The sequence below is a fragment of the Microlunatus parietis genome (assembly GCF_013407955.1).
Taxonomy (GTDB): Bacteria; Actinomycetota; Actinomycetes; order Propionibacteriales; family Propionibacteriaceae; genus Microlunatus; species Microlunatus parietis.
Map to the genome: position 1 here is coordinate 1,206,870 of NZ_JACCBU010000001.1, position 23,237 is coordinate 1,230,106.

21 protein-coding genes are annotated in these 23,237 nt (G+C 69.6%); 8 read left to right on the top strand and 13 right to left on the bottom strand.

Annotated features, from left to right (window positions below; translation table 11 throughout):
• Nucleotides 1-41: 41 nt before the first annotated feature.
• Entirely contained in the window at nucleotides 42-1,391 is a 1,350-nt protein-coding gene (locus BKA15_RS05650) for a neutral/alkaline non-lysosomal ceramidase N-terminal domain-containing protein (RefSeq protein ID WP_179748841.1), read from the bottom strand.
• Nucleotides 1,392-1,466: 75 nt separating this feature from the next.
• Complete coding sequence (locus BKA15_RS05655) at nucleotides 1,467-2,693, bottom strand: DegT/DnrJ/EryC1/StrS family aminotransferase (RefSeq protein ID WP_179748843.1); 1,227 nt, start codon at nucleotides 2,691-2,693, stop codon at nucleotides 1,467-1,469.
• 128 nt (nucleotides 2,694-2,821) lie between these two features.
• Here BKA15_RS05655 and BKA15_RS05660 point away from each other — a divergent pair, with 128 nt between their 5' ends.
• The 4 genes from BKA15_RS05660 to BKA15_RS05675 all read left to right on the top strand — a co-directional run bounded on the left by BKA15_RS05660 (nucleotide 2,822) and on the right by BKA15_RS05675 (nucleotide 7,649).
• A complete protein-coding gene (locus BKA15_RS05660; protein ID WP_218871087.1) occupies nucleotides 2,822-4,072 on the top strand; it encodes a DegT/DnrJ/EryC1/StrS family aminotransferase in 1,251 nt (416 codons plus the stop codon).
• Between the two features lie 11 nt (nucleotides 4,073-4,083).
• Nucleotides 4,084-5,100: an NAD-dependent epimerase/dehydratase family protein gene (locus BKA15_RS05665; protein ID WP_179748847.1), complete on the top strand. Its 1,017-nt coding sequence runs from the start codon at nucleotides 4,084-4,086 to the stop codon at nucleotides 5,098-5,100.
• A complete protein-coding gene (locus tag BKA15_RS05670; RefSeq protein ID WP_179748849.1) occupies nucleotides 5,100-6,134 on the top strand; it encodes a dihydrodipicolinate synthase family protein in 1,035 nt (344 codons plus the stop codon). Before BKA15_RS05665 ends, BKA15_RS05670 begins: the two co-directional genes overlap by 1 nt.
• A 747-nt stretch (nucleotides 6,135-6,881) precedes the next feature.
• Complete coding sequence (locus BKA15_RS05675; protein ID WP_179748851.1) at nucleotides 6,882-7,649, top strand: putative ABC transporter permease; 768 nt, start codon at nucleotides 6,882-6,884, stop codon at nucleotides 7,647-7,649.
• 116 nt (nucleotides 7,650-7,765) lie between these two features.
• Here the strand turns inward: BKA15_RS05675 and BKA15_RS36265 are convergent, their stop codons facing one another.
• Together BKA15_RS36265 and BKA15_RS05685 are read right to left on the bottom strand one after the other, a co-directional pair.
• Nucleotides 7,766-9,520, bottom strand: a complete 1,755-nt coding sequence (locus BKA15_RS36265) for an inositol monophosphatase family protein (RefSeq protein WP_179748853.1) — start codon at nucleotides 9,518-9,520, stop codon at nucleotides 7,766-7,768.
• 353 nt (nucleotides 9,521-9,873) lie between these two features.
• Nucleotides 9,874-10,716 (bottom strand): alpha/beta hydrolase, encoded by an 843-nt coding sequence (locus tag BKA15_RS05685; RefSeq protein WP_246322635.1) that lies wholly within the window; start codon nucleotides 10,714-10,716, stop codon nucleotides 9,874-9,876.
• A 210-nt stretch (nucleotides 10,717-10,926) separates the two neighbouring features.
• Here BKA15_RS05685 and BKA15_RS05690 point away from each other — a divergent pair, with 210 nt between their 5' ends.
• The 4 genes from BKA15_RS05690 to BKA15_RS05705 all read left to right on the top strand — a co-directional run bounded on the left by BKA15_RS05690 (nucleotide 10,927) and on the right by BKA15_RS05705 (nucleotide 14,503).
• Nucleotides 10,927-11,205, top strand: coding sequence for a hypothetical protein (locus tag BKA15_RS05690; RefSeq protein ID WP_179748857.1), 279 nt, complete (start codon nucleotides 10,927-10,929; stop codon nucleotides 11,203-11,205).
• Between the two features lie 108 nt (nucleotides 11,206-11,313).
• A complete protein-coding gene (locus BKA15_RS36270) occupies nucleotides 11,314-11,970 on the top strand; it encodes a TetR/AcrR family transcriptional regulator (RefSeq protein WP_179748859.1) in 657 nt (218 codons plus the stop codon).
• Complete coding sequence (locus BKA15_RS05700) at nucleotides 11,967-12,896, top strand: ABC transporter ATP-binding protein (RefSeq protein ID WP_179748861.1); 930 nt, start codon at nucleotides 11,967-11,969, stop codon at nucleotides 12,894-12,896. The genes BKA15_RS36270 and BKA15_RS05700 overlap by 4 nt, the downstream gene beginning before the upstream one ends.
• On the top strand, nucleotides 12,893-14,503 hold the full coding sequence (locus BKA15_RS05705; RefSeq protein ID WP_179748863.1) for an ABC transporter permease: 1,611 nt from the start codon (nucleotides 12,893-12,895) through the stop codon (nucleotides 14,501-14,503). The genes BKA15_RS05700 and BKA15_RS05705 overlap by 4 nt, the downstream gene beginning before the upstream one ends.
• Nucleotides 14,504-14,516: 13 nt before the next feature.
• Here the strand turns inward: BKA15_RS05705 and BKA15_RS05710 are convergent, their stop codons facing one another.
• The 9 genes from BKA15_RS05710 to BKA15_RS05750 all read right to left on the bottom strand — a co-directional run bounded on the left by BKA15_RS05710 (nucleotide 14,517) and on the right by BKA15_RS05750 (nucleotide 23,175).
• Entirely contained in the window at nucleotides 14,517-14,861 is a 345-nt protein-coding gene (locus BKA15_RS05710) for a type II toxin-antitoxin system PemK/MazF family toxin (protein WP_179748865.1), read from the bottom strand.
• A complete protein-coding gene (locus BKA15_RS05715; RefSeq protein ID WP_179748867.1) occupies nucleotides 14,854-15,093 on the bottom strand; it encodes a toxin-antitoxin system protein in 240 nt (79 codons plus the stop codon). Before BKA15_RS05715 ends, BKA15_RS05710 begins: the two co-directional genes overlap by 8 nt.
• 79 nt (nucleotides 15,094-15,172) lie before the next feature.
• Complete coding sequence (locus tag BKA15_RS05720) at nucleotides 15,173-16,807, bottom strand: extracellular solute-binding protein (RefSeq protein ID WP_179748869.1); 1,635 nt, start codon at nucleotides 16,805-16,807, stop codon at nucleotides 15,173-15,175.
• A 5-nt stretch (nucleotides 16,808-16,812) separates the two neighbouring features.
• Entirely contained in the window at nucleotides 16,813-18,474 is a 1,662-nt protein-coding gene (locus BKA15_RS05725; protein ID WP_179748871.1) for a heparinase II/III domain-containing protein, read from the bottom strand.
• Nucleotides 18,471-19,223, bottom strand: a complete 753-nt coding sequence (locus BKA15_RS05730; protein ID WP_179748873.1) for an SDR family NAD(P)-dependent oxidoreductase — start codon at nucleotides 19,221-19,223, stop codon at nucleotides 18,471-18,473. The genes BKA15_RS05725 and BKA15_RS05730 overlap by 4 nt, the downstream gene beginning before the upstream one ends.
• An 11-nt stretch (nucleotides 19,224-19,234) precedes the next feature.
• Entirely contained in the window at nucleotides 19,235-20,290 is a 1,056-nt protein-coding gene (locus BKA15_RS05735) for a zinc-dependent alcohol dehydrogenase (RefSeq protein WP_179748875.1), read from the bottom strand.
• A 4-nt stretch (nucleotides 20,291-20,294) separates the two neighbouring features.
• The gene (locus tag BKA15_RS05740; protein WP_179748877.1) at nucleotides 20,295-21,131 is read right to left on the bottom strand and encodes an amidohydrolase family protein; all 837 of its coding nucleotides are present in this window, start codon (nucleotides 21,129-21,131) and stop codon (nucleotides 20,295-20,297) included.
• On the bottom strand, nucleotides 21,128-21,895 hold the full coding sequence (locus tag BKA15_RS05745; protein WP_179748879.1) for an amidohydrolase family protein: 768 nt from the start codon (nucleotides 21,893-21,895) through the stop codon (nucleotides 21,128-21,130). The genes BKA15_RS05740 and BKA15_RS05745 overlap by 4 nt, the downstream gene beginning before the upstream one ends.
• The gene (locus BKA15_RS05750) at nucleotides 21,892-23,175 is read right to left on the bottom strand and encodes an aminotransferase class III-fold pyridoxal phosphate-dependent enzyme (RefSeq protein ID WP_179748881.1); all 1,284 of its coding nucleotides are present in this window, start codon (nucleotides 23,173-23,175) and stop codon (nucleotides 21,892-21,894) included. Before BKA15_RS05750 ends, BKA15_RS05745 begins: the two co-directional genes overlap by 4 nt.
• Nucleotides 23,176-23,237 lie beyond the last annotated feature (62 nt).

Genomic DNA, 23,237 nt, shown 5'->3' on the forward strand with positions numbered 1-23,237 from the left:
CGCCCGAACGCCGGGATCAAACAATGGAGGTAGCTGCACAATCACCGAGTGCGGGCGGGCGCTCCGGCCGGAGCCAGCATCCGCCCGATCCGATCATGGAGCTGGTCCTCGGTGCCGGGCAGATAGCGCCCGGTCCGGAGATGGCGCTGATTGGAGTCGAGCACCTCGTAGCCGTACTCCTCGAACTGTCGGGCCACCGGGACGTAACCGATCATCCCGTTCGCATAGCCGAGCGGGAACACGGCGCCGAACCGCTCACCATGATCACGTTTCAGCCGCAGCCCGTGTTCGACGGTCATCTCGCCGGCCATCGCGATCATGGCCACCGACGCGCCGAGGGCCACGGTCTGCACCTCGAACGGCACCCGGTCCAGGTCCGGCACGCCGCGATCCAGCCGGTCCAGCAGCACCTCGGCCCAGTACCGGCGGAACGGGGCCGTCGGTCGCTGCCGCTCCGCCTCCAGGGTCGCCCGCGTGACGGGCTCGGTGCGGAGCACCTCGATCCCGGAATCGATGTTGAGCGGGCCGGTCACTGGCTCCAGGCCGGAGTTGATCACGGCCTCGACCGCGGCGCCCAGTTCGTTGCCGAGCTCCCGTACCTGATCGACGGTACGGGTTCCGAACACGTCCGCACCGGCCTGATGGGGCCGCGGCTTCTGATCACCGGCACAGCCCTGCAGGAACAGCGGTTGCGCGTACGGGAAGGCCTGCTCCAGCCGGTCGTAGGCGAACCCTACATAGTCCCCGCCGATCCGCAGCCCGCTCCGCGACGTCGGATGGCAGGCGTAGTTGATCATGATCCCGCGGAGCATCCCGTCGGCGGCCGACTCGACGGTGATCACGCCGACCTCATGATCGGTGATTCCGTCCGGGTACGGCAGCATCGCGTCGAACACCCGGCCGGGCCGGTCCGGATCGGGCCGGCGCCGGTTCATCGCGATCGAGCACTCCCCGACACCCCAGCGGAGCACGGCCGGATACCGATGCCGGGCGGCGATCCCGGCGGCTCGGGCGATCTTCTGGATCGCCGAGTCCAGGTAGTGCTCGTCGATCCAGCCGTGCTCGGCGTAGTCGGCCTCCCGGATCGCCGGACCGCAATGGGTGTGCGACGCGCTGAGCAGGATCCGCTGCTCGGCGATCCCGGTCCGCTCGGCCAGCGCGCGCCGCAGCCGGGGCGCCTGGTCGTAGCAGCCGAGCCACTCGAGCGAGACGATCAGCAGGTCGGTCCGGCCGTCGTCGATCACCGTCGTCACGGCACGCAGCGCATGATCGACTCCGGTGCTGGTGTGCTGGGCCCGGGCCGCGAAGCCGGCCAGCGGGGCGCCGACCGGCGGCGTGATGTCCGCGGTCGCGATGCCGACCCGATACTCAGCGCGCGCAGGCTCGATCATGATCGACTCCTGTTCGGGGTCCCCGCGGCGTAGTTCGGGGGAGCGCAGCGGAGGAGAACTACGTCGTGGGGTGAATCAGCCGGCGACCTGCTTGCTGGCCAGGCGCAGCGCGGCGGCGATGTCGTCGACGTCGGCCTCGGTGTAGTTCTCGTTCCAGCCGATCACCAGCAAGCGGCCGCTGATCAAGGACTCGGTCACCGGGCACAGGCCCTCGGCGTAACGATCATGAACGTCGGCCAGCGGGAAGCCCGAGTCGCCGTACGTCTTCGCCTCGCTGAGCACCGGGTTGAGATACAGCGGCCGCTGGATGTAGCCCGGGCCGGCCGCGACGCCCTGCTCCGCCAGCGCCTTCGCGTACGCGTGCCCGTCGCCACCCGCCAGCTCGGGATCGATGAAGAGCGGGAACTGCCAGTAGCTGGAGCCGTCCACCGGCGCCGCCCGCAGCCCGGGCAGGTCGGCGATCGCCTCGGTCAGCCGGTGCGCCCGCTCCCTGCGGTCCTTGACGATCCCGTCCAGCTTCGGCAGCTGGGCCCGGGCGACCGCAGCCTGCAGCTCGGTCATCCGGTAGTTCAGGCTGAGGAACAGGTGGGTCCGCTCGTTGGTGTCGCGCGGCCACGCCTTGTCGGCGAACAGCCGGGCCCGGCGGACCAACTCGGGCTCGTCCTTGCTGATCACCATGCCGCCGTCGCCGGCCGTGATGTGCTTGGACTGCTGCAGGCTGAAGCAGCCCAGGTGGCCGACGGTGCCGGCGCGCGCGCCGGACGCGGTCAGGGTTCCGTACGCCTGCGCGCAGTCCTCGATCAAGATCACGCCGTGCCGGTCGGCGATCTCGCGCAGTTCCTCGACCGGCGCCGGGACGCCGAACAGGTGCACGACGATGATCGCTCTGGTGCGGTCGGTGATCGCCGCCTCGACCGAGGCCGGGTCGAGGATGCCGGTGTGCTGATCGACGTCGGCGAACACCGGGATCGCATTCTGCATGACGATCGGGAGCACGGTGCCGGCGTCGGACAGGCCGGTGGTGATGATCTCGTCGCCGGGGCCCGGGTTCACGGCCGCGACGGCGAGGTGCAGCGCTGACGTACCGGAGGAACAGGCCACGACGTGCTCCACCCCGCAGTAGGCGCCGAACTCCTGCTCCCAGGCCCGCGTCTCGCCGCCGACCGTACTGTTCAATTGACCGCTGTTGATCACGCGGGTGACGGCCTCGAGTTCCTCTGCGCCGATCCGGCGACCGGACAGGTCGTTGACGGTCGGAAAGGGCGTGGTACGGATCGGGCCGGCGGATTCTGTGGTGGTCATCGCTGAGTCCTACCTCGACGCTTGGTAATTTAGGCGCTAATCTAATGCAAAATACTGCGCGCCGAAACTACCGGCAGCGGGCGGATCGAGAGTCGAGACGCACCATGAAGTCTCAGAGAGGTGACGACGTGACCAGCACCAGCGCGCGAGATGGTCGGGACCTGGCCGTGGAGGGCGGGCGCCCCGCACTCGACGGACTGCCCCCGTTCCCCTCCTGGCCGCAGCATTCCGAGGCCGACGCCCAGGCTCTGCTCGGCGTGCTCGAGTCCGGCAAGTGGGGCAGCACCCACGGCGACATCGTCTCGACCTTCGAGTCGGAGTTCGCCGCCGCTCACGGCGCCAAGTACGGCGTCGCCCTGACCAACGGCACCCTGGCCATCGCGGCCGCCCTGCGGGCCGCCGGGGTCGGGGTCGGCGACGAGGTGATCGTGCCTCCGTACACCTTCATCGCGACCGCCTCGGCCGCCCTGTTCGTCGGTGCGGTGCCGACGTTCGCCGATGTCGAGCCGGACACCCACCTGATCGACCCGGCCTCCGTCGAGCGGGCGATCACCGATCGGACCAAGGCGATCATCGCGGTCCACCTGGCCGGTTCGGTGGCCAACCTGGACGCGCTCAACCACATCGCGGAGACCCGCGGGCTGACCTTGATCGAGGACGCCGCGCAGGCCACCGGTGCCGCCTGGCGGGGCCGCCCGGTCGGCGCGATCGGGCACCTCGGCACGTTCAGCTTCCAGACCAGCAAGAACATCACGGCCGGCGAGGGCGGCATCGTCCTCACCGACGACGAGCGGCTCGCCTCCGGTGTCTACTCCCTGGTCAATGTGGGCCGGGTCCGCGGCGGCGGCTGGTACGAGCACGCGTCGGTCGGCTACAACCTCCGGCTGACCGAGTTCCAGGGCGCGCTGCTCCGCGGCCAGCTGACCCGACTGCCGGAACAGCAGAAGCTCCGCGACGAGAACGCCAAGCTGCTCACCCAGCTGTTGGCCGACGTCGAGGGCGTCCAGGTGGACCGCGAGCCGGCCGAGATGACCGCCCACGGCCGGCACCTGTTCATGTTCCGGGTACCCGAGCTCGGCAAGGCCGGCCTGCGTGACGCGGCCGCCAAGGCGCTGAACGCGGAGGGCGTCGTCGGCGCCTCCGGCGGCTACGTGCCGCTGCACCGCAACGAGGCCCTGCTCGCCGAGTCCACCGCGCTGGCGGAGCGGCTCGGTCAGCCGTACCCGCAGGCCGACTGCCCGGTCTCCGACCTGGTCTGCACCGACACCATCTGGTTCCCGCAGACGATCATGCTCGGCAGCACCGAGCAGATCCATGCCGTCGCCGACGCCATCACCAAGGTCGTCGGTTCCGGTGATGCGCTGAAATCCTCGAACTGAAAGGGAGTTGCGTGAAGACCCTTGCCGATCTCGACAACGCGCTGAGTGAACCCGGCGATGATCTCGTCGCTGATCTCAGCCGACTGCGGGGTGACATCGTCGTCCTCGGCGCCGCAGGAAAGCTCGGACCGAGCTTGATCGAACTCGCCTGTCGCGGCATCGCCGCGGCGGGCACCGGGGCCAAGGTGCATGCCGTGTCCCGGTTCAGCCGCGGCGAGCTCGCCGAGCGGCTGGAACGTGCCGGCGCGGACGTGATCCGCGCCGACATCACCGACGACCAGGCGCTGGCCACGCTCCCCGACGCGGAGAACGTGATCTTCCTGGTCGGCTCCAAGTTCGGCACCCAGGACAACGAATCCGCGACCTGGGCGACCAACACCTACCTGCCCGGCCGGGTCGCCGAGCGGTACTCGGCGGCCAAGATCGTCGCCCTGTCCACCGGCAACGTGTACCCGCTGTCCCCCGTCACCTCGGGCGGCAGCACCGAGGACGACCCGGTCGGGCCGGTCGGGGACTACGCCATGTCGTGCCTCGGCCGGGAACGCATCCTGACCCACTTCGCCAAGACCAACCAGACCCCGCTCGCCTTGATCAGGTTGAACTACGCGGTGGAGTTGCAGTACGGGGTGCTGGTCGATCTGGCCACCAAGATCAAGAACGGCGAGCCGGTCGACGTGACCACCGGGTTCGCCAACGTGGTCTGGCAGGGCTACTGCAACGAGGTCATCCTGCGCTCGCTGCACCACGCCGACCCGTCGCCGTTCATCCTCAACCTGACCGGTCCGGAGACCCTCTCGATCCGCCGTACGGCAGCGAAACTGGCCGCCCGGATGGGCCTCGAGGTCACGTACACGGGCAGCGAGGCGGACACGGCCCTGCTCTCGGACGCGTCCAAGTGCCACCGCCTGTTCGGCTATCCGAACGTTCCTCTTGATCAAGTGATCGAGTGGACCGCGGACTGGGTGGCCGCGGGCGGAGCGATGCTGGGCAAGCCGACGCACTTCGAGACGAGGGACGGGAAGTTCTGATGAGTGCCCTTGATCGATTCGCCGCCGGAACCGTGATCCCGGCGCAGCCGCTGGCGCTGACCGAGAACCTGCAGCTGGACGAGCGGCGGCAGCGGGCGCTGTCCCGCTACTACCTGGCGGCCGGCGCCGGCGGCATCGCGGTCGGCGTGCACAGCACCCAGTTCGGGATCCACTTCGAGCACAATCATCTGCTCAAGCCGGTGCTCTCGCTGGCTGCGGACGTGGTCAAGGAGTCCGGCGACGAGGACGCGGTCCTGGTCGCCGGCGCCTGCGGCCCGACCGAGCAGGCCGTCGCCGAGACCCAGCTGGCCGCCGAGCTCGGCTACCACGCCGTGCTGCTGGCCCCGTACGGCGCCGGTGATCTTGATCTGGACCAGCTGCTGGAACGGGCCCGCGCCGTGTCCGAGGTGCTGCCGTTGATCGGCTTCTACCTGCAGCCGAGCGTCGGCGGCCGCCCGCTGCCGCGCCGGTTCTGGACCGGGATGGCGGAGATCGAGAACCTGGTCGGGATCAAGATCGCCCCGTTCGACCGGTACGCGACGCTGGACGTGCTGACCGGCATCGCCGACTCCGACCGGGCCCTGGACATCGCGCTCTACACCGGCAACGACGACCACATCGCCGGCGACCTGCTGATGCACTTCCCGCTGCCGGGCGGCCGGCGGCTGGAGTTCGTCGGCGGCCTGCTCGGCCAGTGGTCGCTCTGGACGGCGGAAGCGGTCAAGCTGCTCGAGGACAGCAAGCTGGCCAAGACCGGCGACACCGAGGCACTGAACCGGGTGCTCGCCGTCGACGGCCCGCTGACCGACGCGAACGCCGCGATCTTCGACGCCGCGAACCAGTTCCACGGCTGCCTCCCCGGCATCCACGAGATCCTCCGCCGCCAGGGTCTGCTGCAGGGGCTCTGGTGCCTGGAGCCGGGCGAGGTGCTGAGCCCCGGCCAGCTCGAGGAGATCGACCGGATCTGGGCCGCCTACCCCCAGCTGCGCGACGACGCCTTCGTCGCCGAGCACCTGGACACCTGGCTCGCCTAACCCCATCCGCCGACCGGTCACCAAAGCAGCGGTTTTTGCGGCGTGTCGCTGCGGAAGTGACTGGTCGGTGGTGCCTGGTGGGCTCGCGGCGTTGACCGAAATCGAGCGCACTTCGGCGGAATCGGCGTCACCCCCTCTCCGCCAGGTTTCGCGCGGGTGCGCTGGATTCCGGTCAGTCGGGGCGGGCGGAGGGGATGAGCGGGCCGATCGCCGAGCCACAACCCCCTGGCCCCGACCGCTGTGAACTTCAGCCGGATGTAGTCGGAGAGCGCCCGTCGACCGACCGCGGCTCATCTTCCTCGTCAGCCCGTTGCTCCCATCACTCCGGCTCCCTATCACCCGCCGCGCCAGAACATCCCCGACGCCTCGACGACGCAGAGATCTGTCGCAATATCACTGCTCACGGAGCACTCGGGCCGGTGACAACGTTGAACGGTCCGATGCGAAGTGGAATCGCGACATCCACTGCCCCGGACCTCGACGATGTCGCATGGGCGCGCGAACTCGGGATCATCCGCATTGTGGCGAAGCAGTCGTTAGCGGCAGCCCGGATGGCGGCGTGGTCGTGACCGCGGGCGGGCCGACACCAGGTAGCGCCTGGACCGGCCGGCCAGCGACCGTCCCGGTCGCGGTGCCGGGCGAGGTCGGGTTCATAGCGAACTGCTCTCACCGACCGGTCAGGTCTCCAGCGACACGCCGCGGAATCGACTTTGGTTGTGACCGGTCGCGGGTCGTTAGGGTGCGGCCATGTTCACGGCGACGATCCTCGGGGCCGAACTGTATGTCATCTTGTGGTTCTTCTTCATCTTCAGCGTGCTCGGCGTCGTCGTCGAGATGCTGTACGCGATCGCGCAGGACGGGGTGATCGAGTCCCGGCGCGGCCTGCTCTACCTCCCACTGAGCCCGATCTACGGGATCGGTGGCGTGCTGATCACGCTCTTCCTGCTGCCATACCTGCACGAGCCGTTGATCTTGTTCTTCGTGGGCATGCTGGTCGGCAGCGTGCTGGAATACATGGCGAGTTTCGTCATGGAGAAGGCGTTCCACACGGTCTTCTGGGACTACAGCAAACTACCGCTGAACCTGCACGGCCGGATCTGCCTGCGCTACTCGATCTACTGGGGCCTGCTGTCCCTGCTGTTGATCTACGTGATCGATGTCTGGACGTACCGGATCGTCGAGGGGATCAACCGTTCCGTCGGAGAGGTTGTCCTGATCGTGATCATCGTGCCGACGGTGTTCTCGATCATGGTCACCCTGTTCGCGTTCGACCGGCTGAAGCGCAAGGTGTCCGAGCTCCGCGCCGCCGACGTCGGCGGTACGGCAGCGTTCCACCCCGGACACGGCCGAGCCGCAGCCCTGCTCGACCGCCTCGCCCCGGACCAGTTGATCGTGAACACGTTCCCGCGGATGAGCCTGGTCACCGAGTACTGCCGACTGACCGACCTGCAACCGCGCCAGCTCGAGGTCGGCCTGAGAGCCCCGCGACGCGTTCGGGAGCGGCTCGTTCGCTGACCGGGTCGGCTCCGCAACGGACAGAACGCACCCTCGGCCCGAGCGGTACGCCGTCGCACTGGCCGGGGAACACGAACATTCGCGAAGCCGCTGCCAATGTCTTTGGCCGGGCCCACCTAGCTCGGGCCGGGCGCCCCGGGCGTCAGCGGCGGTTGCAATGCGGCGAGCAGAGCTTGGTGGATCCGCCGATTGCTGTAGAGGCCGCCGTGGTGGTCGGGCGATGATCCGCCGCGGTGATCGGTGAACGAGCCGCCGGCCTCCCGGATCATCAGGATCCAGGGTGCGTGATCCCACGGATGACAACAGTCGACGAAGAAGGCGTCGATCTCACCGCGGACGAGTTCGACGAGCGGCAGCGGAGTCGGAGCCGGCCGTAGCGTACCGGCCGGCAAACGATTCACGACCGGCGCGGGGTGAGGGGCGACAAGCGCGCCGTCGAGCGCTGCCGTCTCGGACACCCGTAGCCGCCGGGTCGGCTCGCCAGTCCTGCGCTCATACGTCCCAGATCCGGCCGAAGCCCACCAACGCACACCCAGGGCCGGCGCGTCGACGACAGCCACGCTGAGTTCACCGCCGATGTCGAGGGCGATCTGGATCCGCCAGTTCGGGTTGCCATTCGCGAACGCGCCAGTGCCGTCAATCGGGTCGAGAATCCACGTTCGGGTCCCGGTGACTTGGGCGCCGAGTTCCTCTCCGAGAATGCCGTCGTCCGGCCGCAGCTCGGCCAGCGCGTGGCGCAGCAACCGCTCCACCGCGCGATCAGCCTCGGTCACCGGGCTCGCGTCGGCCTTGGACTCGGTCGCGACTCCACGCTCGAAGTAGTGGCGGGCCACGACCGCAGCCCGATCGGCAAGTTCCTGCGCCAGCTCGAGGTCGGACGACTGTCGGGTGACCGGAGCCGCGACCGCGCGCGACGAAGTCAAACCCGCCGCCTCCTTCGCCGCCGCGACCAGAGTGGGTCCGAACCATTGGTCACGTTCCAGGCGTTCGGTGATCGTCGCCACCTGGGGCGTGATGTCGGCGCCATCAGCCCAGCGTGCGCAGAGGTGATTGCCGAGGTTGTTCAGGTGGAACGCGCAGCGCAGGTCCGCCAGCAGATCGAGGTCGCCGATGTCAGTCCCAGCGACGTCGATGTAGCCGCGGACGAAGGTGGCCGCACGCGCCGCGGTGGGCCGCGCCATGGATGCGGCAATTGCGAGGTCGGCCAGCCGGAGGTCCAGGTGTGCAAAGTCCCAGTCGACTACCGCGCCGACCTGGTCCTCGCGGAACAGCACTTGGCCTGGGGCGAAGTCGCCATGGGCGATGACCTGCGGGTACGACGCGATCGATGCTGCGGAAAGCCGCGCAGCCACCTCCTCCGCCTGTCGCCGCAGCCACGCTCCGGCGCGGCCGAAGGCCCGCTCGAAGTCTGGCAGGACTTCCGCCATCGTGCTGCCGCCACCCGGTCGCGGCAGGGTGAGGAACTCGTCCAGTCGGCCCCAGCCGGGCCGCTGCCCGAGCTGATCCATCTGCTTCGCCGTGTGCTCATGCAGCTCGGCGAGCAGCCGCCCGTAGCACGTCGGGTCCGCGACCGGGACCTCAGGATGCGCGCCGCGGACCCAGTCGAAGGCGACCCAGACTGAGCCGTTCACCGAAGTCGGACCGGCGACCACGGCTGCGACTGGCGCGCCCGTGCCGACGAGGGTCGCCAGCAACTCGCACTCGTAAGCCACCTCGGGCAGCAACCTGAACGACGGCGACTGGCGCAGGGCGACCGGGACACCGTCGCGGTAGGCCCGCCAGACCTTATTGACCCGACCACCGGTGACCGGCTCGGCCTCCGCTTGGTCCAAGCCCAGTGCGGACACGACCTCCGAACCGATTGCTGACATCGCAAGCCACCTCCTCTGCGGGCTGCCGACGACGCCCGTGATCGAACCTAGCCGCGCCGCGCCTCCGGGGTCACGACGTCCCGTCCCGTGGAAACATCAGGCTCCGCGGCGTCCAAACGGTGCGGTTCCGGGCGGACCGAATCGACATCGTCTGGGGAGCCGTCCTCCAGGACGGACGGGCCGTGGTGATCAAGACCCACCGGCCACCGGCCGACCTCGAGATCCTCCGTGCCAAACGCCGAAGCGCAACGCGTGCTGGCCCGCGCCGGGTTTCCTTGTGCCGTCCCGCTGCGTGCGCCCGTCCCAACGCCGCGAATCTGCAACGGTGATCGGCCGCGTTCGGGCTGTTGCGTTCAAAGGACACGATGGAAGAACTGCGCGGCCAGATCGGCGAACTCGAGGTACCTCACCTTCGGCCAGGTGGAGTCAGGTTTCGGGTTCCAGTTGTGGTAGCCGTCGTCGATGGCGATGAACTCGACCGGCACGTCGACGGCATTGAGGGCATCGCGCAGCCGGGTTGCCTGTTCGTACGGCACGGTCTCGTCGAGGGTTCCGTGAGCGATCAGGAATGGTGGTGCTCCGTACTGGACGTAGGTCAGCGGGCTGGCTTGCCGCATGGCGGCTTCTTGTTCGGCGACGGTTCCGCCGAACAGTTGGGTCACCTGGCTGGGGCGGTCATTGATCAACTCGCCACCCGGTGCGAGGAAGTCGCTGGGTGCGCTGGCCACCGCGACAGCGGCGACTCTGCTGGACACACCGCCGTTGCCGCCGTCGCCTTCAAGCTCGGGATGATCACTGGTGAGCCCGGCGAGGGCGGCGAGATGACCGCCGGCGGAGTGTCCCCAGATGCCCATCCTCGCTGGATCCAGCCCATAGTCGCGGGCATGGGCACGTAGCCATCGGATCGCGGCTTTGACGTCGTGAAGCTGCGCCGGAAACACTGCGTCACCGCTGAGCCGGTAGTCGACCGCTGCGGTGGCGATTCCTTGTGCTGCAAGGTGGGCGCACCAGTAGCTGAGTCCTCCGATTCGGCTACCGCCGGACCAGCCGCCCCCGTGGAGCCAGATCGTCACGGGTCCGGTTGCCGACGCGGGCAGCAGAAGGTCCAGCAGCAACGAAGTGCCGTCTGCCTCGCCGTAGACGATGCCGGGAACGAACGTCAGCCGTTCCGAGATGTCGGTCGTTGGTTCGAACATGATCACCAGTCAACCGAGAGCGGTGCCCGATCATCTAAGAGCGATGGAGAGGGATTGACCAAACCGTTACAGGCCGGGCGACATCAGGCTAGGCATGACACGCGTCACTACCGTCGCACCGCCGTATTTGACCAAGATCAGGTCGCGGACGGCGTCTGGTCGCCTTACCCGCCGAAGTTGCCCGCACTCGGTCGGAGCGAAGGAGCCGGGGTGGAATCGAGCCGTCAGCCGAAGGCGCCCTGGCCGGTCTACCTGGCGCTGGCCGTACCGGCGAACAGCGCGATCGGCATCGCCTCCGGTGTCAGAATCATCGAGCTGGAGTCGCGCGGTGTGATCGCCCACTCCGAAACGATCATGACCCACTGGGACGGCGACGCCGCCGACCTCGAAGTCTCCTTGCTCGGGTTCGTCCGGACGCATCCCTGGCACGACTCGGGCGGCCAGTGGGCCGCGAGGGTCGAACCCGTGGCCGGGTTCCGCTCCCCCTGATCCGGCCGCGCCGCTCCGCAGGTTCGCACGTCGACTCCGAAAACGTGTCGCTACACACACGTGTAGTAAACGACTCACGTGAGTAGTACGCTCTCGGTGGAGGTAGTGATGACGGAGATTTCCGACCCGGAGGATCTGACCGCCCGCGCGCGGATCAGGGAGGCGGCGATCCAGCAGTTCGGCGAGCTCGGGTTCGACCGGGCGACGATCCGCGGAATCGCCACAGCAGCAGGGGTTTCGTCGGGCCTGGTCCGGCACCACTACGGTTCCAAGCAGGCCCTGCGGGAGGCCTGTGACGATCACCTGACCAAGATCATCGGCCGGCTCAACGAGCAGGCACACGCCTTCCCGGCGGCCGGCCCGATCAACCCCACCGCCGAGCTGCGCCAGCACCAGAATTATCTGGTCCGCAGCCTGACCGACGGCGGGCCCAGCGCGATCTTCGATCACATGGCCGCCCTCTCGACCGAGTGGCTGGCGGCGGCCGACAAGGCCGACCCGGACCCGCCGCGCACTCCTGCGACCGCCCGGGCCGCCCTGCTGACCGCGATGAGCCTCTCGGTCACCCTGCTGCGGCCGCACCTCGAGCGCGGCTTCGGCGTCGACCCGGAGAGCCCCGAAGGCGAACTGCTGCTGATGCGCTCGCTGGTCGACCTCTACTCGCATCCCATCCTGAGCCGGTCCGAGGCCGAGCGCATCCACACCGCGCTCGACGCGATGGCGGCCGGCCCGGACAATCCACCACTGCCAAGGAGAACTCGATGACCGACGCCATCACGGTGTCCGGGTTGATCAAGAACTTCGGCGCCAACCGGGCGCTGGACCGGTTCGACCTCAGCGTCACCGCCGGTGAGATCCACGGCTTCCTGGGCCCGAACGGAGCCGGGAAGACCACCACCATCCGCATCCTGCTCGGCATGATCCGACCCGACGGTGGCCGGATCTCCTTACTGGGCGGGGATCCCTGGGCCGAGGCGACCGAGCTGCACCGCCGGTTGAGCTACGTGCCGGGCGACGTCACGCTGTGGCCCAACCTGACCGGCGGCGAGGTGATCGACCTGCTGGCCCGGCTCCGCGGCGGCCAGGACCGGCACCGCCGGGACGAGTTGATCGAGCGGTTCGAGCTGGACCCGCGCAAGCGCAGCCGCACCTATTCGAAGGGAAACCGGCAGAAGGTCGCGCTGATCGCCGCACTGTCCGCCGACGCCGAGTTGTTGATCTTGGACGAGCCGACGTCGGGCCTCGATCCGCTGATGGAGGCGGTGTTCCGCGACGTCGTCGCCGAGCTGCACGAGCGGGCCGGCACCACCGTGCTGCTGTCCAGTCACATCCTGTCCGAGGTCGAGGCACTTTGCGACCGGGTGACGATCATCCGGGACGGACGCACCGTCGAGTCCGGCACCCTTGAGCAACTGCGGCACCTGACCCGCACCTCCATCCAGGCCGAGGTGGGCCGGCCAGTGCCCTCCCTCGCAGAACTGCCCGGCGTTCACGACCTGGAGGCGGACGGAACCAAGATCAGGTTCGACGTCGATCCCGAGCAGTTGGACGCTGCGCTGACGCTGCTGGTCGGGGCCGGCGTCCGTGGACTGGTCAGCCAGCCGCCCACGCTGGAGCAATTGTTCCTCCGCCACTACGAGTCGTCCGCCCACAGGGCCGACCGGGTGCCGACCGGGTCCGGTGCCCGGTGAGCGGCACCCTCACCGGCACCGGGGCGATGCTGCGCCTGTTCCTCCGCCGGGATCGCTGGTTCCTGCCCGGGATCGTCGTGTTCCCGGGCCTGGTGCAACTCGTCTTCGTGGCGGCCTTCACGGCCACCGCGCCGACCCCGGAGGCCCGGCAGGCCTACGCCGAGACCAGCGTGCACAATGCCGCGTTCTCCCTCACGTACGGGGTTCTCCGCGGGTCGAGCCTGGGCGAGCTGGTCACCTGGCGATCCGGCTTCCTGCCGGTGATCATCGCCGTCACCGTCCTGTTGTTGATCATGCGGCACACCCGGTCCGAGGAGGCCGCCGGGCGGCGCGAACTGGTCGCCGCGACCCGGGTCGGCCGGCACGCCGCGCTGACCGCGGCCATGATCGAGTACGGCGCGGTGAGCCTGCTGCTGGGCCTCGGCTCGTCCGCGACGCTGGCCCTGGCCGGCCTGCCGGTCGCCGGCTCGCTGGCGTACGGCCTCGGGCTGGCGCTGGTCGGCTGCACGTTCGCGGCGATCGGCGGACTGGTCGCCCAGCTCACCACCGAAGCCGGACCGGCCCGGGTGATCGGGATCGTGATCATCTCGGTGGCATTCCTGATCCGCGGCGTCGGCGATGTCAGCGCCCAGACCGGCGGCGGATTCGGCTGGCTCTCCTGGGCCTCCCCCATCTCCTGGGCCGGGCAGCTGCGCCCCTTCAGCGGGGAACGCTGGTGGGTGGTCGCCGTCGTCGCGGTGATCATCGGCGTGATCGTCGCCGGTGCCCTCCGGGTGTCCGGTCGGCGCGACCTCGGCAGCGGCGTGATCCGGCCACGGCCCGGTCCGGCCACGGCCCCGGCCGCGCTGAGGACGCCGCTGGCGCTGGCCTGGCGACTGCACCGCGGTGGCCTGGCCAGCTGGGCGGCCGGCTTCGCCCTGGTCGGCCTGCTGACCGGCGTGGTCGGGCTCAGCATCGCCGAGCTGCTCGACCGCAGCGAGGCGGGCCGCCAGGCCGTCGCCCGGATCGGCGGACCGGGCAGTGTGATCGACCAGTACGTGGTCGGGATGATGATGCTGGCCGGCGTCGTGGCGGCCTGCAGCGCCGTGAACGCGGTGCTGCGGCTGCGGGTCGAGGAGCGCGACGGCCGCGCCGAACTCCTGCTCGCCGGCCCGGTCGACCGGCTCCACTGGGCCGCCGGGCATCTGCTGCTGGCCCTGCTCAACGGGACCGTCGGCATCGTCGCGGGCGGGCTGTTCCACGGCCTCGGCCTCGGCTTGATCACCGGCGGGATCGGGGCCGACCTGACCCGGGTGCTGCCCGGTGCGCTGGTCTACCTCCCGCTGGTCTGGCTGTTCACCGCGATCGCGTTCGCCCTGTTCGGCTGGCGGCCGCGGCTGGCCGTGATCACATACGCCCTCGCCGGGGTCAGCATGTTCTTCGGCTGGATCACCGGCGAGCTCGCCCCGGGCCACTGGATCGCCCGGCTGTCGGTGTTCGAGTACGTACCGGAACTGCCCGGCGGGACCTTCACCCCGCTGCCGCTGCTGATCATGGTCGGCGCGTCGCTGGTGTTGATCATGGCCGGCCTGGCCGCGCTGCGCCGCCGCGACCTGCCGGTCGGCTGAAGACGGAGCGGCGTCAGTGGAGTCCGAGGAAGTCTTGGAGCCACTGGTCGATCTCGTGCAGGCAATCCGCGTCGACCTGACCCGCCGGCCGACTCACCCGGTCGCGGCTGATGGCTCGCGGCTGCTCGGTGAGTGCCCAGCCGGCCTTGCGCAGCCGCAGACTGGCGCCCGACAGCCGCACGTGATGAGGCCATCCTCGATCCTTGGTCGTGACCGGGAGGGCGATCGCGAGATCGGGCACCGACTCCAGATAGTCGTTCGAGGCGACGATGACCGCAGGCCGCTGGCCGAACTGCTCGCGGCCACGCGTCGGGCTGAAGTCGACCCACACGACATCGCCCCGGCGCAATTCACGCATCAGTCAGGCCGTCGTCCGCGGCCTGATCCCACGCCTCGGTGACCTCGTCGTAGTCGCAGTCCCGACCACCACCGGCGTAGGCCTGACGAACTGCGGCGAACCGCTGCGCGCGCGCATGCTCATCGGTCACCCGTTGCAGAAACTCGGCCGCCGTCAGGCCCTCGGCTCGCGCGGACCGCATCACCGTCTCACGCAACTCCTTGGGCACCTTGATCGTGGTCATCTCGGGCATGCGGTCAGGATACCACCAGGATCCCAAGCAGTCATACCTTCGATATGACCGCCGAGACTACCTCGCCACGCTTCGCAGGTCAGCGCGGCCCGCGCTTCTGGAAGCCCTCCTCGAGTTCCTTGCGCTGGGCGTCGCCGGTCTCGCTCCTCCACTGCTTGACCGCGTCGTCCCAGCCGGACACGGGTTTGCGGCCGACGATGATCTCGGTCTGGGCGTCCTTCATCCTGGCCGTCGCCGCGGCGCCCTTGGTCACCGCCTCCTCCGAGTAGAGGCCGAGCGCCGCGTTAAGCACACCGTCCTTGAGGATCGCGCTCGCGTACGCGTGCATCGCCTTCACTCGGTCCGGATCCCCTGGCATGTAAAGCGATCCGTACTGCTGCGAGCCGCAGTAGTGCAGGCCCTGCGGGGAGTTGATCGACGCATTCTCGGTGAGGATCGGGTCCGTCCCTCTCAGCGTGTGATCGGTCCCCTCGGCTCCGAAGTTGACCGTGAGGTATTCCGCGGTGCCGAACGGCGACGCCACGTAGTCGACGAACCTCAGCAGCTCCTTGACCCGGTCCTCCGAGCCCGCCTTGATCCCGCACCAGGCCCCGTAGGCCGGGTTACCGAGGTGCTTCTGCGCCGCGCCGCCGCCGCTCCACTTCGGCAGCGTCAGCACGTTGATCCGCCACTGCGGGTAGAGCCGCCCGTACCGCATCCACTGCGAGAAGTCCTGCATGTAGATCGAGGTGGTGCCACCCATCCACCAGGGCCAGTTCTGCGACGGGTTCGCGACGCCGTCGGGATGGATCAGGCCCTCCTGGTACATCTTGCCGGTCTCGGACAACGCGTCCTTCATGATCGGCGACTCGTACTCGTGGGTGAAGGTGCCGCCCTCCTCGGCCCAGTTGTTCGGGCCGCCCATCATCTCCAGCATCGACTGCAGCATCCAGTCGGCCGGGTGCGCGCCCATCGCGAACTTCGACCGCTTCGGGTCGGGCAGCTGGCGGCACAAGGCGAGGAAGTCCTGCCCGTCGGACAGTTCCGGCGGCTCGGAGATCCCGAACGACTCGAACAGATCGCTGCGGTAGCTGCCGATCTGGCCGCCGTGCGGGCGGGGCTGCGGGATGCCCCAGATCCGCCCGTTCTGCATCGGCACCTGCCAGGCCAGGGTCGGGATCGACGCCAGGGCCGGATACTCCTTGATCTTGTCGCCGGACAGGTGATCGGAGAGATCGGCGAAGTACTTCTCCAGCATCCCGGGCATCCCCGGGACGTTGATCACCTGACACAGGTCGGGGATCTGGCCGCCCGCGATCGTGGTCTGGAACTTCGCCTGGTAGTCGGTCGACGTCACGGTGTTGATCTCCACCGTGACCCCGGACTGCTTCTCGATCGCCTGCCACCACGAGTTCCGGTCGCGTTGCGCGATCACCTGGTCGGACTGCAGCAGCGTGGTCACCGGCGCCGACAGCGACAGCGGGAAGCCGTCCCGCTGGACCGGCTCCTCCGGATAGGCGAAGTAGCCGGCCGGGATGCCGCCGTCGCCCTCGGGCAGGTCGGGTTTCACGCCCGCGTACGGAATCCGGGTGGGCGGCGGCACCGCCTCCGCGTTCGTGCCGCCGCCCGGCCCGCCGGAGGTCGGGCCGGAACAGCCGGCCAGCGCGAGTCCTCCTGCGGCGGCGCCGAGCGAGACACCGGCCAGGAAACCGCGTCGGCCAAGGGGTCTGCTCACCTGGTTCATGATCGCTTCTCCAAGATCGATTTCGATGGGGGTTGCCAACCGGCCGACGGATCGAGGACGAGCACCCAGTCGGTCCGCTCCGTCGTCGTCGGTACGGTCAGCGTGAGCTGGCCGCGGCTGCCCGGGTGCCGGCCGAGCCAACGGGCGGACAGGTTCGTGCTCGAGCAGCCGAACCACAGCGCCTCTTCTTGATCATCGACCGAGAGCCGGGCCCAGCCGTCGACGAACTGCCAGTGCAGGTCGCCCGCGGCCAGCCAGTGCGTGATCACCTCGGTCGCGCCGGCCAGGTCGTCCCGGATCAGCACCGTGTCCTCGTCCAGCCGGACCGTCCGGCGCAGCGGCCCGCCCGACTCCGGGTAGCAGCCGCCGAGATCGACGACCGCCTCGGTCGCCGACAGCGCGGCCAGCACGGCGCCTCGCCGGGTCTGGCCGGCGCCGTCGATCACCGGAGCGTTGTGCGCTCCATGATCAAGAGTGAAGTCCTGCTCCGCACCGGCCCGGTACTGCTGGTAGCCGGGGTCGGAGATCCAGGTCCGGCCGCGCCAGCCGAGGATCACCTGACCGGCGTCGTGATGGAGGTGGCCGACCTCGACCCGGGGCGTGGCCACCGCGACCAGCACCTCGCCGACAAGACCTTGATCAACCGTCCGCAGCGCGACGGCGCCCGGCTGGCGGACGCCGGTGATCGCCGGCTTCGGTGCTGCGGTGCCGGCGGTCTCGGGCCAGGCCAGCATCCGGGCCAGCGCGGCGGACGGGAACGCCCGCAGCGGCACGGTACGGCACCAGGCCGCGAGTCCGGGCTCGGTCGCGGCCACGGCGGCGACCACCGTGAGCCACTGGGTCATCTCCGGCTCGATATCGCCGAACGGCACCTGCACCTCGGGCCGGCCGGGCACCGCGGTCGCCGGCCAGCTGAGCGCGGCCTGCCGGATCTCGTCGGACGCCTCCTGGTCGGGAGCGACGGCCAGCCACTCCAGCAGGTGCTCGGTCAGATAGCCGTCGTAGCCGACGCCCTCCGTGTAGCCGGCGTCGCGACGGAGCCGTACCCACAGCGACACGGCCTGATCGGCCAGCTCGCGGACCTCGGGCAGCGCCGGATGATCAAGAACGGCCGCCAGTCGGCCCGCCGTGAAGAGCGGGATCAGCCGGATGTTCTGCAGCCGGCGCAGGTCGTCGGCCGGCGGCTCGGTACGCTCCCGGCGATACCGCGGCAGCAGCGACTCGGTGATCAATCGGTCGGCGATCCCGGCCAGTTCCGCCCGGGCCGGACCGTCCGCCGCGTCCAGCCCGCGGGTGAGCCAGAGCGCGATCGACGCGGTGATCAAGCCCGCCTGATCGCTGTCGTCGACGAAGGTCGACCAGCCGGCCAAGGCGGCCAGCTCCCGCAGGACGGTCTCGGTGGCACCCGCGTTGTGCAGCGCGGCCCAGCGTTCCTCCAGGCCCCAGCCGATCCAGACCAGCCACGGGTAGGTCGGGATGCCCGGAATCGGTGCCGGGAAGTCCTGCGGCCGGGCGGTGATCGGCAGCGGCCAGCTCAACCGGTAGCCGATCCGGTAATAGTCGACGGGCAGCTCCCGCGCACGGCCCGCGGCAGCGCCGCGGCGGGCGATCTCCGCGCGAAGTTGATCAATCCCCCAGGCGTCCGGGTCCATGATCATTCCGAGACGACCTCCCGGGTCATCGGCAGATTTCCGGCCAGCAGGCCGCCATCGACGGGCAGCGCCACCCCGGTGATCCAGGCGGCGTCGTCGGAGGCCAGGAACAGGGCCGCCCTGGCCACGTCCTCCGGTGCGCCGACCCGGCCGAGCGGATACCAGCGGGCCACCTTCTCCAGCCGGTCCGGCTCGGCGGCCAGCCGCTGGTCCCAGATCGGCGTCCGGATCGTCCCGGGCAGGATCGCATTGCAGCGGACGCCGTCCGGTCCGTACCGGACGGCGAGGCTGCGGGTCAGGCTGAGCAGGCCGGACTTGGCCGCGCTGTAGGCCTCGTTGCCGAGATATTGCACGCCGTTGACCGACCCGATGTTGACGATGCTCCCCGAGCGGCGGGCGATCATCCCGGGCAGCACCGCCTGGCTGCACAGGAAGCTGCCCTTGAGCGTGACCGCCACCTCGGCATCCCATTGCTCCTCAGTCACCTCGAGGAACGGTGTGTCGGCGGCGATCGCGGCGTTGTTGATCAAGACGTCGACCCGGCCCAGGTCCGCCTCGATCTCGGCGACCGCCTCCCGGACCGCGGCCCGGTCGGTGACGTCGACGACCCGGCCGCCCGGATGGTCCGCGACTGCGGCCTCGCGGTCGAAGATGATCACCGAGGCTCCCTCGGCCGCGAACAGTTCCGCCATCGTGGCGCCGATCCCCGAACCGCCGCCGGTGATGATCACGACCCGATTCTGGAACCTCGCCATCGTCGCCTCCCTCAGTCCGGATCCGGATAGCTGAACAGGACCGCCATCGCCTCGCCCGGCGACTCCTCGACCAGCCGGTAGCCGTCCGGCGCCTCGCTGATCGGGAACCGGTGCGTGATCAGGCCGGTCAGGTCCAGCCGGCCCGGATCGTCGGCCGGCCGGCTGATCAGGTCGAGCAGCGTCTCCACGTTGCGCCGGACCGGCGAGCCGACGTAGACGGCCGGGTAGTCGACGCCGCTCTCGTAGGCCGGGTCGCGATAGCCCGGACCGGCCTTGGCCGAGCTGAGGAACTCGATGTTGCCGAGGTTGGACGCCATCAGCAATGTGGCGCGAGCCCCGCCGGGGAAGACGATCCGACCGTGCGGCACGCCGTCCGGGGCGGTCGCCATGATCAACTTCAGCCGCTCGATGGTCTCGCTGGCGTCGCCGCCGAACGCGACGCAGGCGTGCTCGATCCCGTACGGCTTCGCCCACGCGGCCAGCCCGGACCAACCATGATCATCGGTGCTGAACGTCGCGATGCCAGACGGCACCAGGGACAGCCGGTACGGCTCCGAGTCCATGATCGCCACCCGGGCGCCACCGATCCGGTAGAGCCGCGCGGCGAGCTGACCCATCATGCCGGCGCCGAAGACGATCACCGACTGCCCGATCCGGGCCGCCGACTTGTGCACCGCCTCCAGCGCAAAGCAGCACATCGCCATCGTCGCCGCGTCGGCCAGGTCCACCTGGTCCGGCAGCGGCACCACCAGGTTGCGCGCCACCAGGGTGCGCGATGCGTGGTAGGCACCGGCGCCGATCGCGACCACCCGATCCCCGACGGCGATCCGGTCGACCCGTTCGCCGACGGCCAGCACGGTGCCGGCCTGGCTGTAGCCGGGCTGGGCGGGCGGCCGCTCGTCCGGTGCGGCGGAGCGGTAGGCCCGCAGCGACACCAGTTCGGTGCCGGCACTGAGGTAGCTGAACGCGGGCGCGATCAGCACCTCGTCCGGTCCGGGCTGGTCGAGCTTGCCCTCGGTGACCACCACGCCGTCACCGGCCTGGAACCACGCCTGCACGGTCTGCACCGGCTCACTCCTCCTCTGCGTCGAACCAGCGCCGGGCGTTGTCGCCGCAGAGCCGGGCTCGTTGATCATGGTCGACGTCGGCGGCGCCGAGCTGGTACGCCGTCGCGACCGACTCCTGCACCGGATGGCAACTACCGAAGCCGAACAGCCGATCGAGGCCGTTCCGGCACAACTCGCCGAGCGCACCCACCGGCCCGTTGGTGAACCAGAGATCGACCAGCACCCGGGACAGGTCGTGTCCATGATCGAGATGCGCGGCGATCTCCGGCCAGTCCGTGTACTTGATCCCGCTCAACCCGATCCGCCGGCCGGCCCGGGCCCGAATCAGTTCGGCGATCGCCGCCGAGTCGATCGGATCCACCGCGTAGCGCGGATGCCGGACCCGTTCGTCGTCCAGGTTCACGCAGACCTGCACCGGCAGCCCGAGGTCGTCGGCGGCCTCGAACAGCTCCGTCACCGCCGGGCCGGCCAACCCGAAGCCCTGGTAGGCCGGGACCAGCCGGATCCCGCGGGCTCCGTTCCTCCTCGCCCGGTCCAGTTCCTCGGTCCAGCCGGGCTCGGTCGGGTTGATGATCACGAACGGCCACAGCCGCTGATCATCGGCGGCGGCCTGCCAGAGCGCCTCGTTGCCGGCGTTGGTGTCGAAGCCGAACACGGACGCGAGATGGCTGACACAGAGTCCGTCGAGGCCGAGCCGGTCGGCCAGTTCGATCAGCCGGTCCGGGCCGGCGCTCGCCTGCAGCCGCCACGGCCAGGTGCCGACGAAGGCCGTCAGGTCGATGGCGCGCTGGGTCGCGAAGATCGCCAGCGGATCCTCGACCTGAGTGGTGATGGTGGTCATCGCCGTACCTCCGCGAGCAGGGCCGCCATGTTGCCGCCGAGCACCAGCGCCTGGTCGGCCGGCGACAGTTCGGCGGCGATGATCTTGCCGATGTTGACCGCAAGATCACCGCCGTGCAGGTCGGAGCCGAAGATCACCCTTTCCGCGCCGAGCCGCTGGACCGCGGTCGCGACCTCGGCTCCGCCGATCAGCGAGCCGGAGGTGTCGGTGCGGATGTTCGGGTACGGCGCGATCGCGTTCATCGCGCTCTCGGTCTGGCCGCCGAGGTGGGCCATGATGATCGAAGCCTCCGGGTACCGCCGGCCGAGCCGGGCCACGTTCTCCGCCGTCGACTCGTACGACAGCTGACCGACCGTCTTGCGCCAGGCGTGCACCAGCACCGGCAGCCGGTACGCGATCGCCTGCTCGATCACCGGGTCGACCAGCGGATCGTCGCACCGGGTGGCCACCCAGAGCTTGATCCCGATCATGCCCTGCTCCTCGACGCGCCGGCGCAGGTCGTCCAGCGCCGGCTTGCCGTGCCGGGGATTGACGTAGCAGTAGCCGAGCACCAGGTCCGGATGCGCCCGCATCACGTCGACCATCGCATCGTTGGCCCGGCTGACCTGCTGGTCCACCGGGTAGTGCCGGTAGCCGGCGATCGAGGAGCAGACGATCTTGTCGACGCCGAGCCGGGCGCACTCGGCGACGGCCTGCTCGGTCAGCGCCGACTCGCCCGCAGTCAGGTGGGTGTGCGCGTCGATGATCATGCCGTCGTTGATCATGACCGGGCACCCTCCACGACCGGGGTGCCGGCGAGCTCCGCGGCCACGTCGGCGGCGGCCCGGGCCAGCCGGTCCCGGGCCTCGTCCAGGTCGGCCGGGCGGTGGCTGAAGTTCACGTACGAAATCGTGTAGAGCGAGACGCCGTGCCGGTACGCCGCCCGGAAGAAGCGGTCCAGCACGCCGGCCGGGGCGTCCTCGGCGGCCACGAACGCCGGGCAGGGTGAGTAGCCCTTGATCGTGATCGGCACACCCTGATCGGCGAGGAGGCGGTCCACCTGGCCCCAGAACCGTTCGCCCTCCCGCCACAGATACCCGACGACCTCCTGCTCGACATAGACCTCCATCGCGGCCCTCGCCGCGGCCAGGGACAAGGTCTCGCCGCCGAAGGTGGAGGAGATCACCGCACCGCCCGGGCCACAGGCCGCCATCACGTCGCGGCGGCCCGCGTACACCGAGATCGGCATCCCGTTGGCGATTCCCTTGCCGAACACGGCCAGGTCGGGGTGCACGCCGAAATACTCGGTCACGCCGCCGATCGCGATCCGGAACCCGGTCACGATCTCGTCGAAGATCAACAACGTTCCATGATCATCGGCGAGCCTGCGCAGGGCCGGGTAGAACCGCCAGCCGGCACCGATGCCCGCATAGTCGGCGGCGACGACGATCGCGGCGACCTCGCCGGGATGCTCGGCCAGGATCCGCTCCACGCCGGCGACGTCGTTCCAGCCGGCCGGATGATGCAGTTCGCTGAGCGCCTTCGGCACCCCGGCGACCGCACCGGCCTGGCCCGGCAGCACAACCCCGCCGCCACCGAGGCTGTTCAGCCAGCCGTTGTAGCCGACCTGGATGATCCGCTCCCGGCCGGTGTGCGCCCGGGCGATCCGGATCGCGGCCGCGATCGCCTCGCCGCCGGTCTTCAGGAACCGGGCCTGCTCCATCCCCGGCACAAGATCACAGAACCGCTCCGCGACCTCGCACTCGATCGGGTGCGGGTGGCCGAAGACGATGCCCCGGTCGAGTTGATCGCGGATGGCCTGGTCGATCGCCGGGAAGCGGTACCCGAGCGTGACCGGGCCGAGGGAGTTGCGGAAGTCGATGAACTCGCGATCTTGGTCGTCGACCACGCGGCAGCCGTCGCCGCGGACGATCACGGTCGGTTCCTCGGGCGTGAGCCGGGCTCGCTTGGAGGACGTACTGGAGCCGAACGGCATGATCCGGTCGAACCTCATCCCCCAGTCGGACCGGTCATCGGGGCTGGCGGATTCCGTACTCCGTGTCATTGAGAGGTACCCCTGGAGTGCGTGCGGTGAAACGCTGGTTCGAGGAACTCTAGCAGTCGCCC

Bases quoted from the DNA above. Each gene is read 5' to 3' on its own strand.
- BKA15_RS05745 (WP_179748879.1), bottom strand. From the start codon at position 21,895: ATGATCAACGACGGCATGATCATCGACGCGCACACCCACCTGACTGCG.
- BKA15_RS05655 (WP_179748843.1), bottom strand. From the start codon at position 2,693: ATGACCACCACAGAATCCGCCGGCCCGATCCGTACCACGCCCTTTCCG.
- BKA15_RS05650 (WP_179748841.1), bottom strand. From the start codon at position 1,391: ATGATCGAGCCTGCGCGCGCTGAGTATCGGGTCGGCATCGCGACCGCG.
- BKA15_RS05730 (WP_179748873.1), bottom strand. From the start codon at position 19,223: ATGGCGAGGTTCCAGAATCGGGTCGTGATCATCACCGGCGGCGGTTCG.
- BKA15_RS05670 (WP_179748849.1), top strand. From the start codon at position 5,100: ATGAGTGCCCTTGATCGATTCGCCGCCGGAACCGTGATCCCGGCGCAG.
- BKA15_RS05700 (WP_179748861.1), top strand. From the start codon at position 11,967: ATGACCGACGCCATCACGGTGTCCGGGTTGATCAAGAACTTCGGCGCC.
- BKA15_RS05685 (WP_246322635.1), bottom strand. From the start codon at position 10,716: ATGTTCGAACCAACGACCGACATCTCGGAACGGCTGACGTTCGTTCCC.
- BKA15_RS05750 (WP_179748881.1), bottom strand. From the start codon at position 23,175: ATGACACGGAGTACGGAATCCGCCAGCCCCGATGACCGGTCCGACTGG.
- BKA15_RS36270 (WP_179748859.1), top strand. From the start codon at position 11,314: ATGACGGAGATTTCCGACCCGGAGGATCTGACCGCCCGCGCGCGGATC.
- BKA15_RS05725 (WP_179748871.1), bottom strand. From the start codon at position 18,474: ATGATCATGGACCCGGACGCCTGGGGGATTGATCAACTTCGCGCGGAG.
- BKA15_RS05740 (WP_179748877.1), bottom strand. From the start codon at position 21,131: ATGACCACCATCACCACTCAGGTCGAGGATCCGCTGGCGATCTTCGCG.
- BKA15_RS36265 (WP_179748853.1), bottom strand. From the start codon at position 9,520: ATGTCAGCAATCGGTTCGGAGGTCGTGTCCGCACTGGGCTTGGACCAA.
- BKA15_RS05675 (WP_179748851.1), top strand. From the start codon at position 6,882: ATGTTCACGGCGACGATCCTCGGGGCCGAACTGTATGTCATCTTGTGG.
- BKA15_RS05710 (WP_179748865.1), bottom strand. From the start codon at position 14,861: ATGCGTGAATTGCGCCGGGGCGATGTCGTGTGGGTCGACTTCAGCCCG.
- BKA15_RS05715 (WP_179748867.1), bottom strand. From the start codon at position 15,093: ATGCCCGAGATGACCACGATCAAGGTGCCCAAGGAGTTGCGTGAGACG.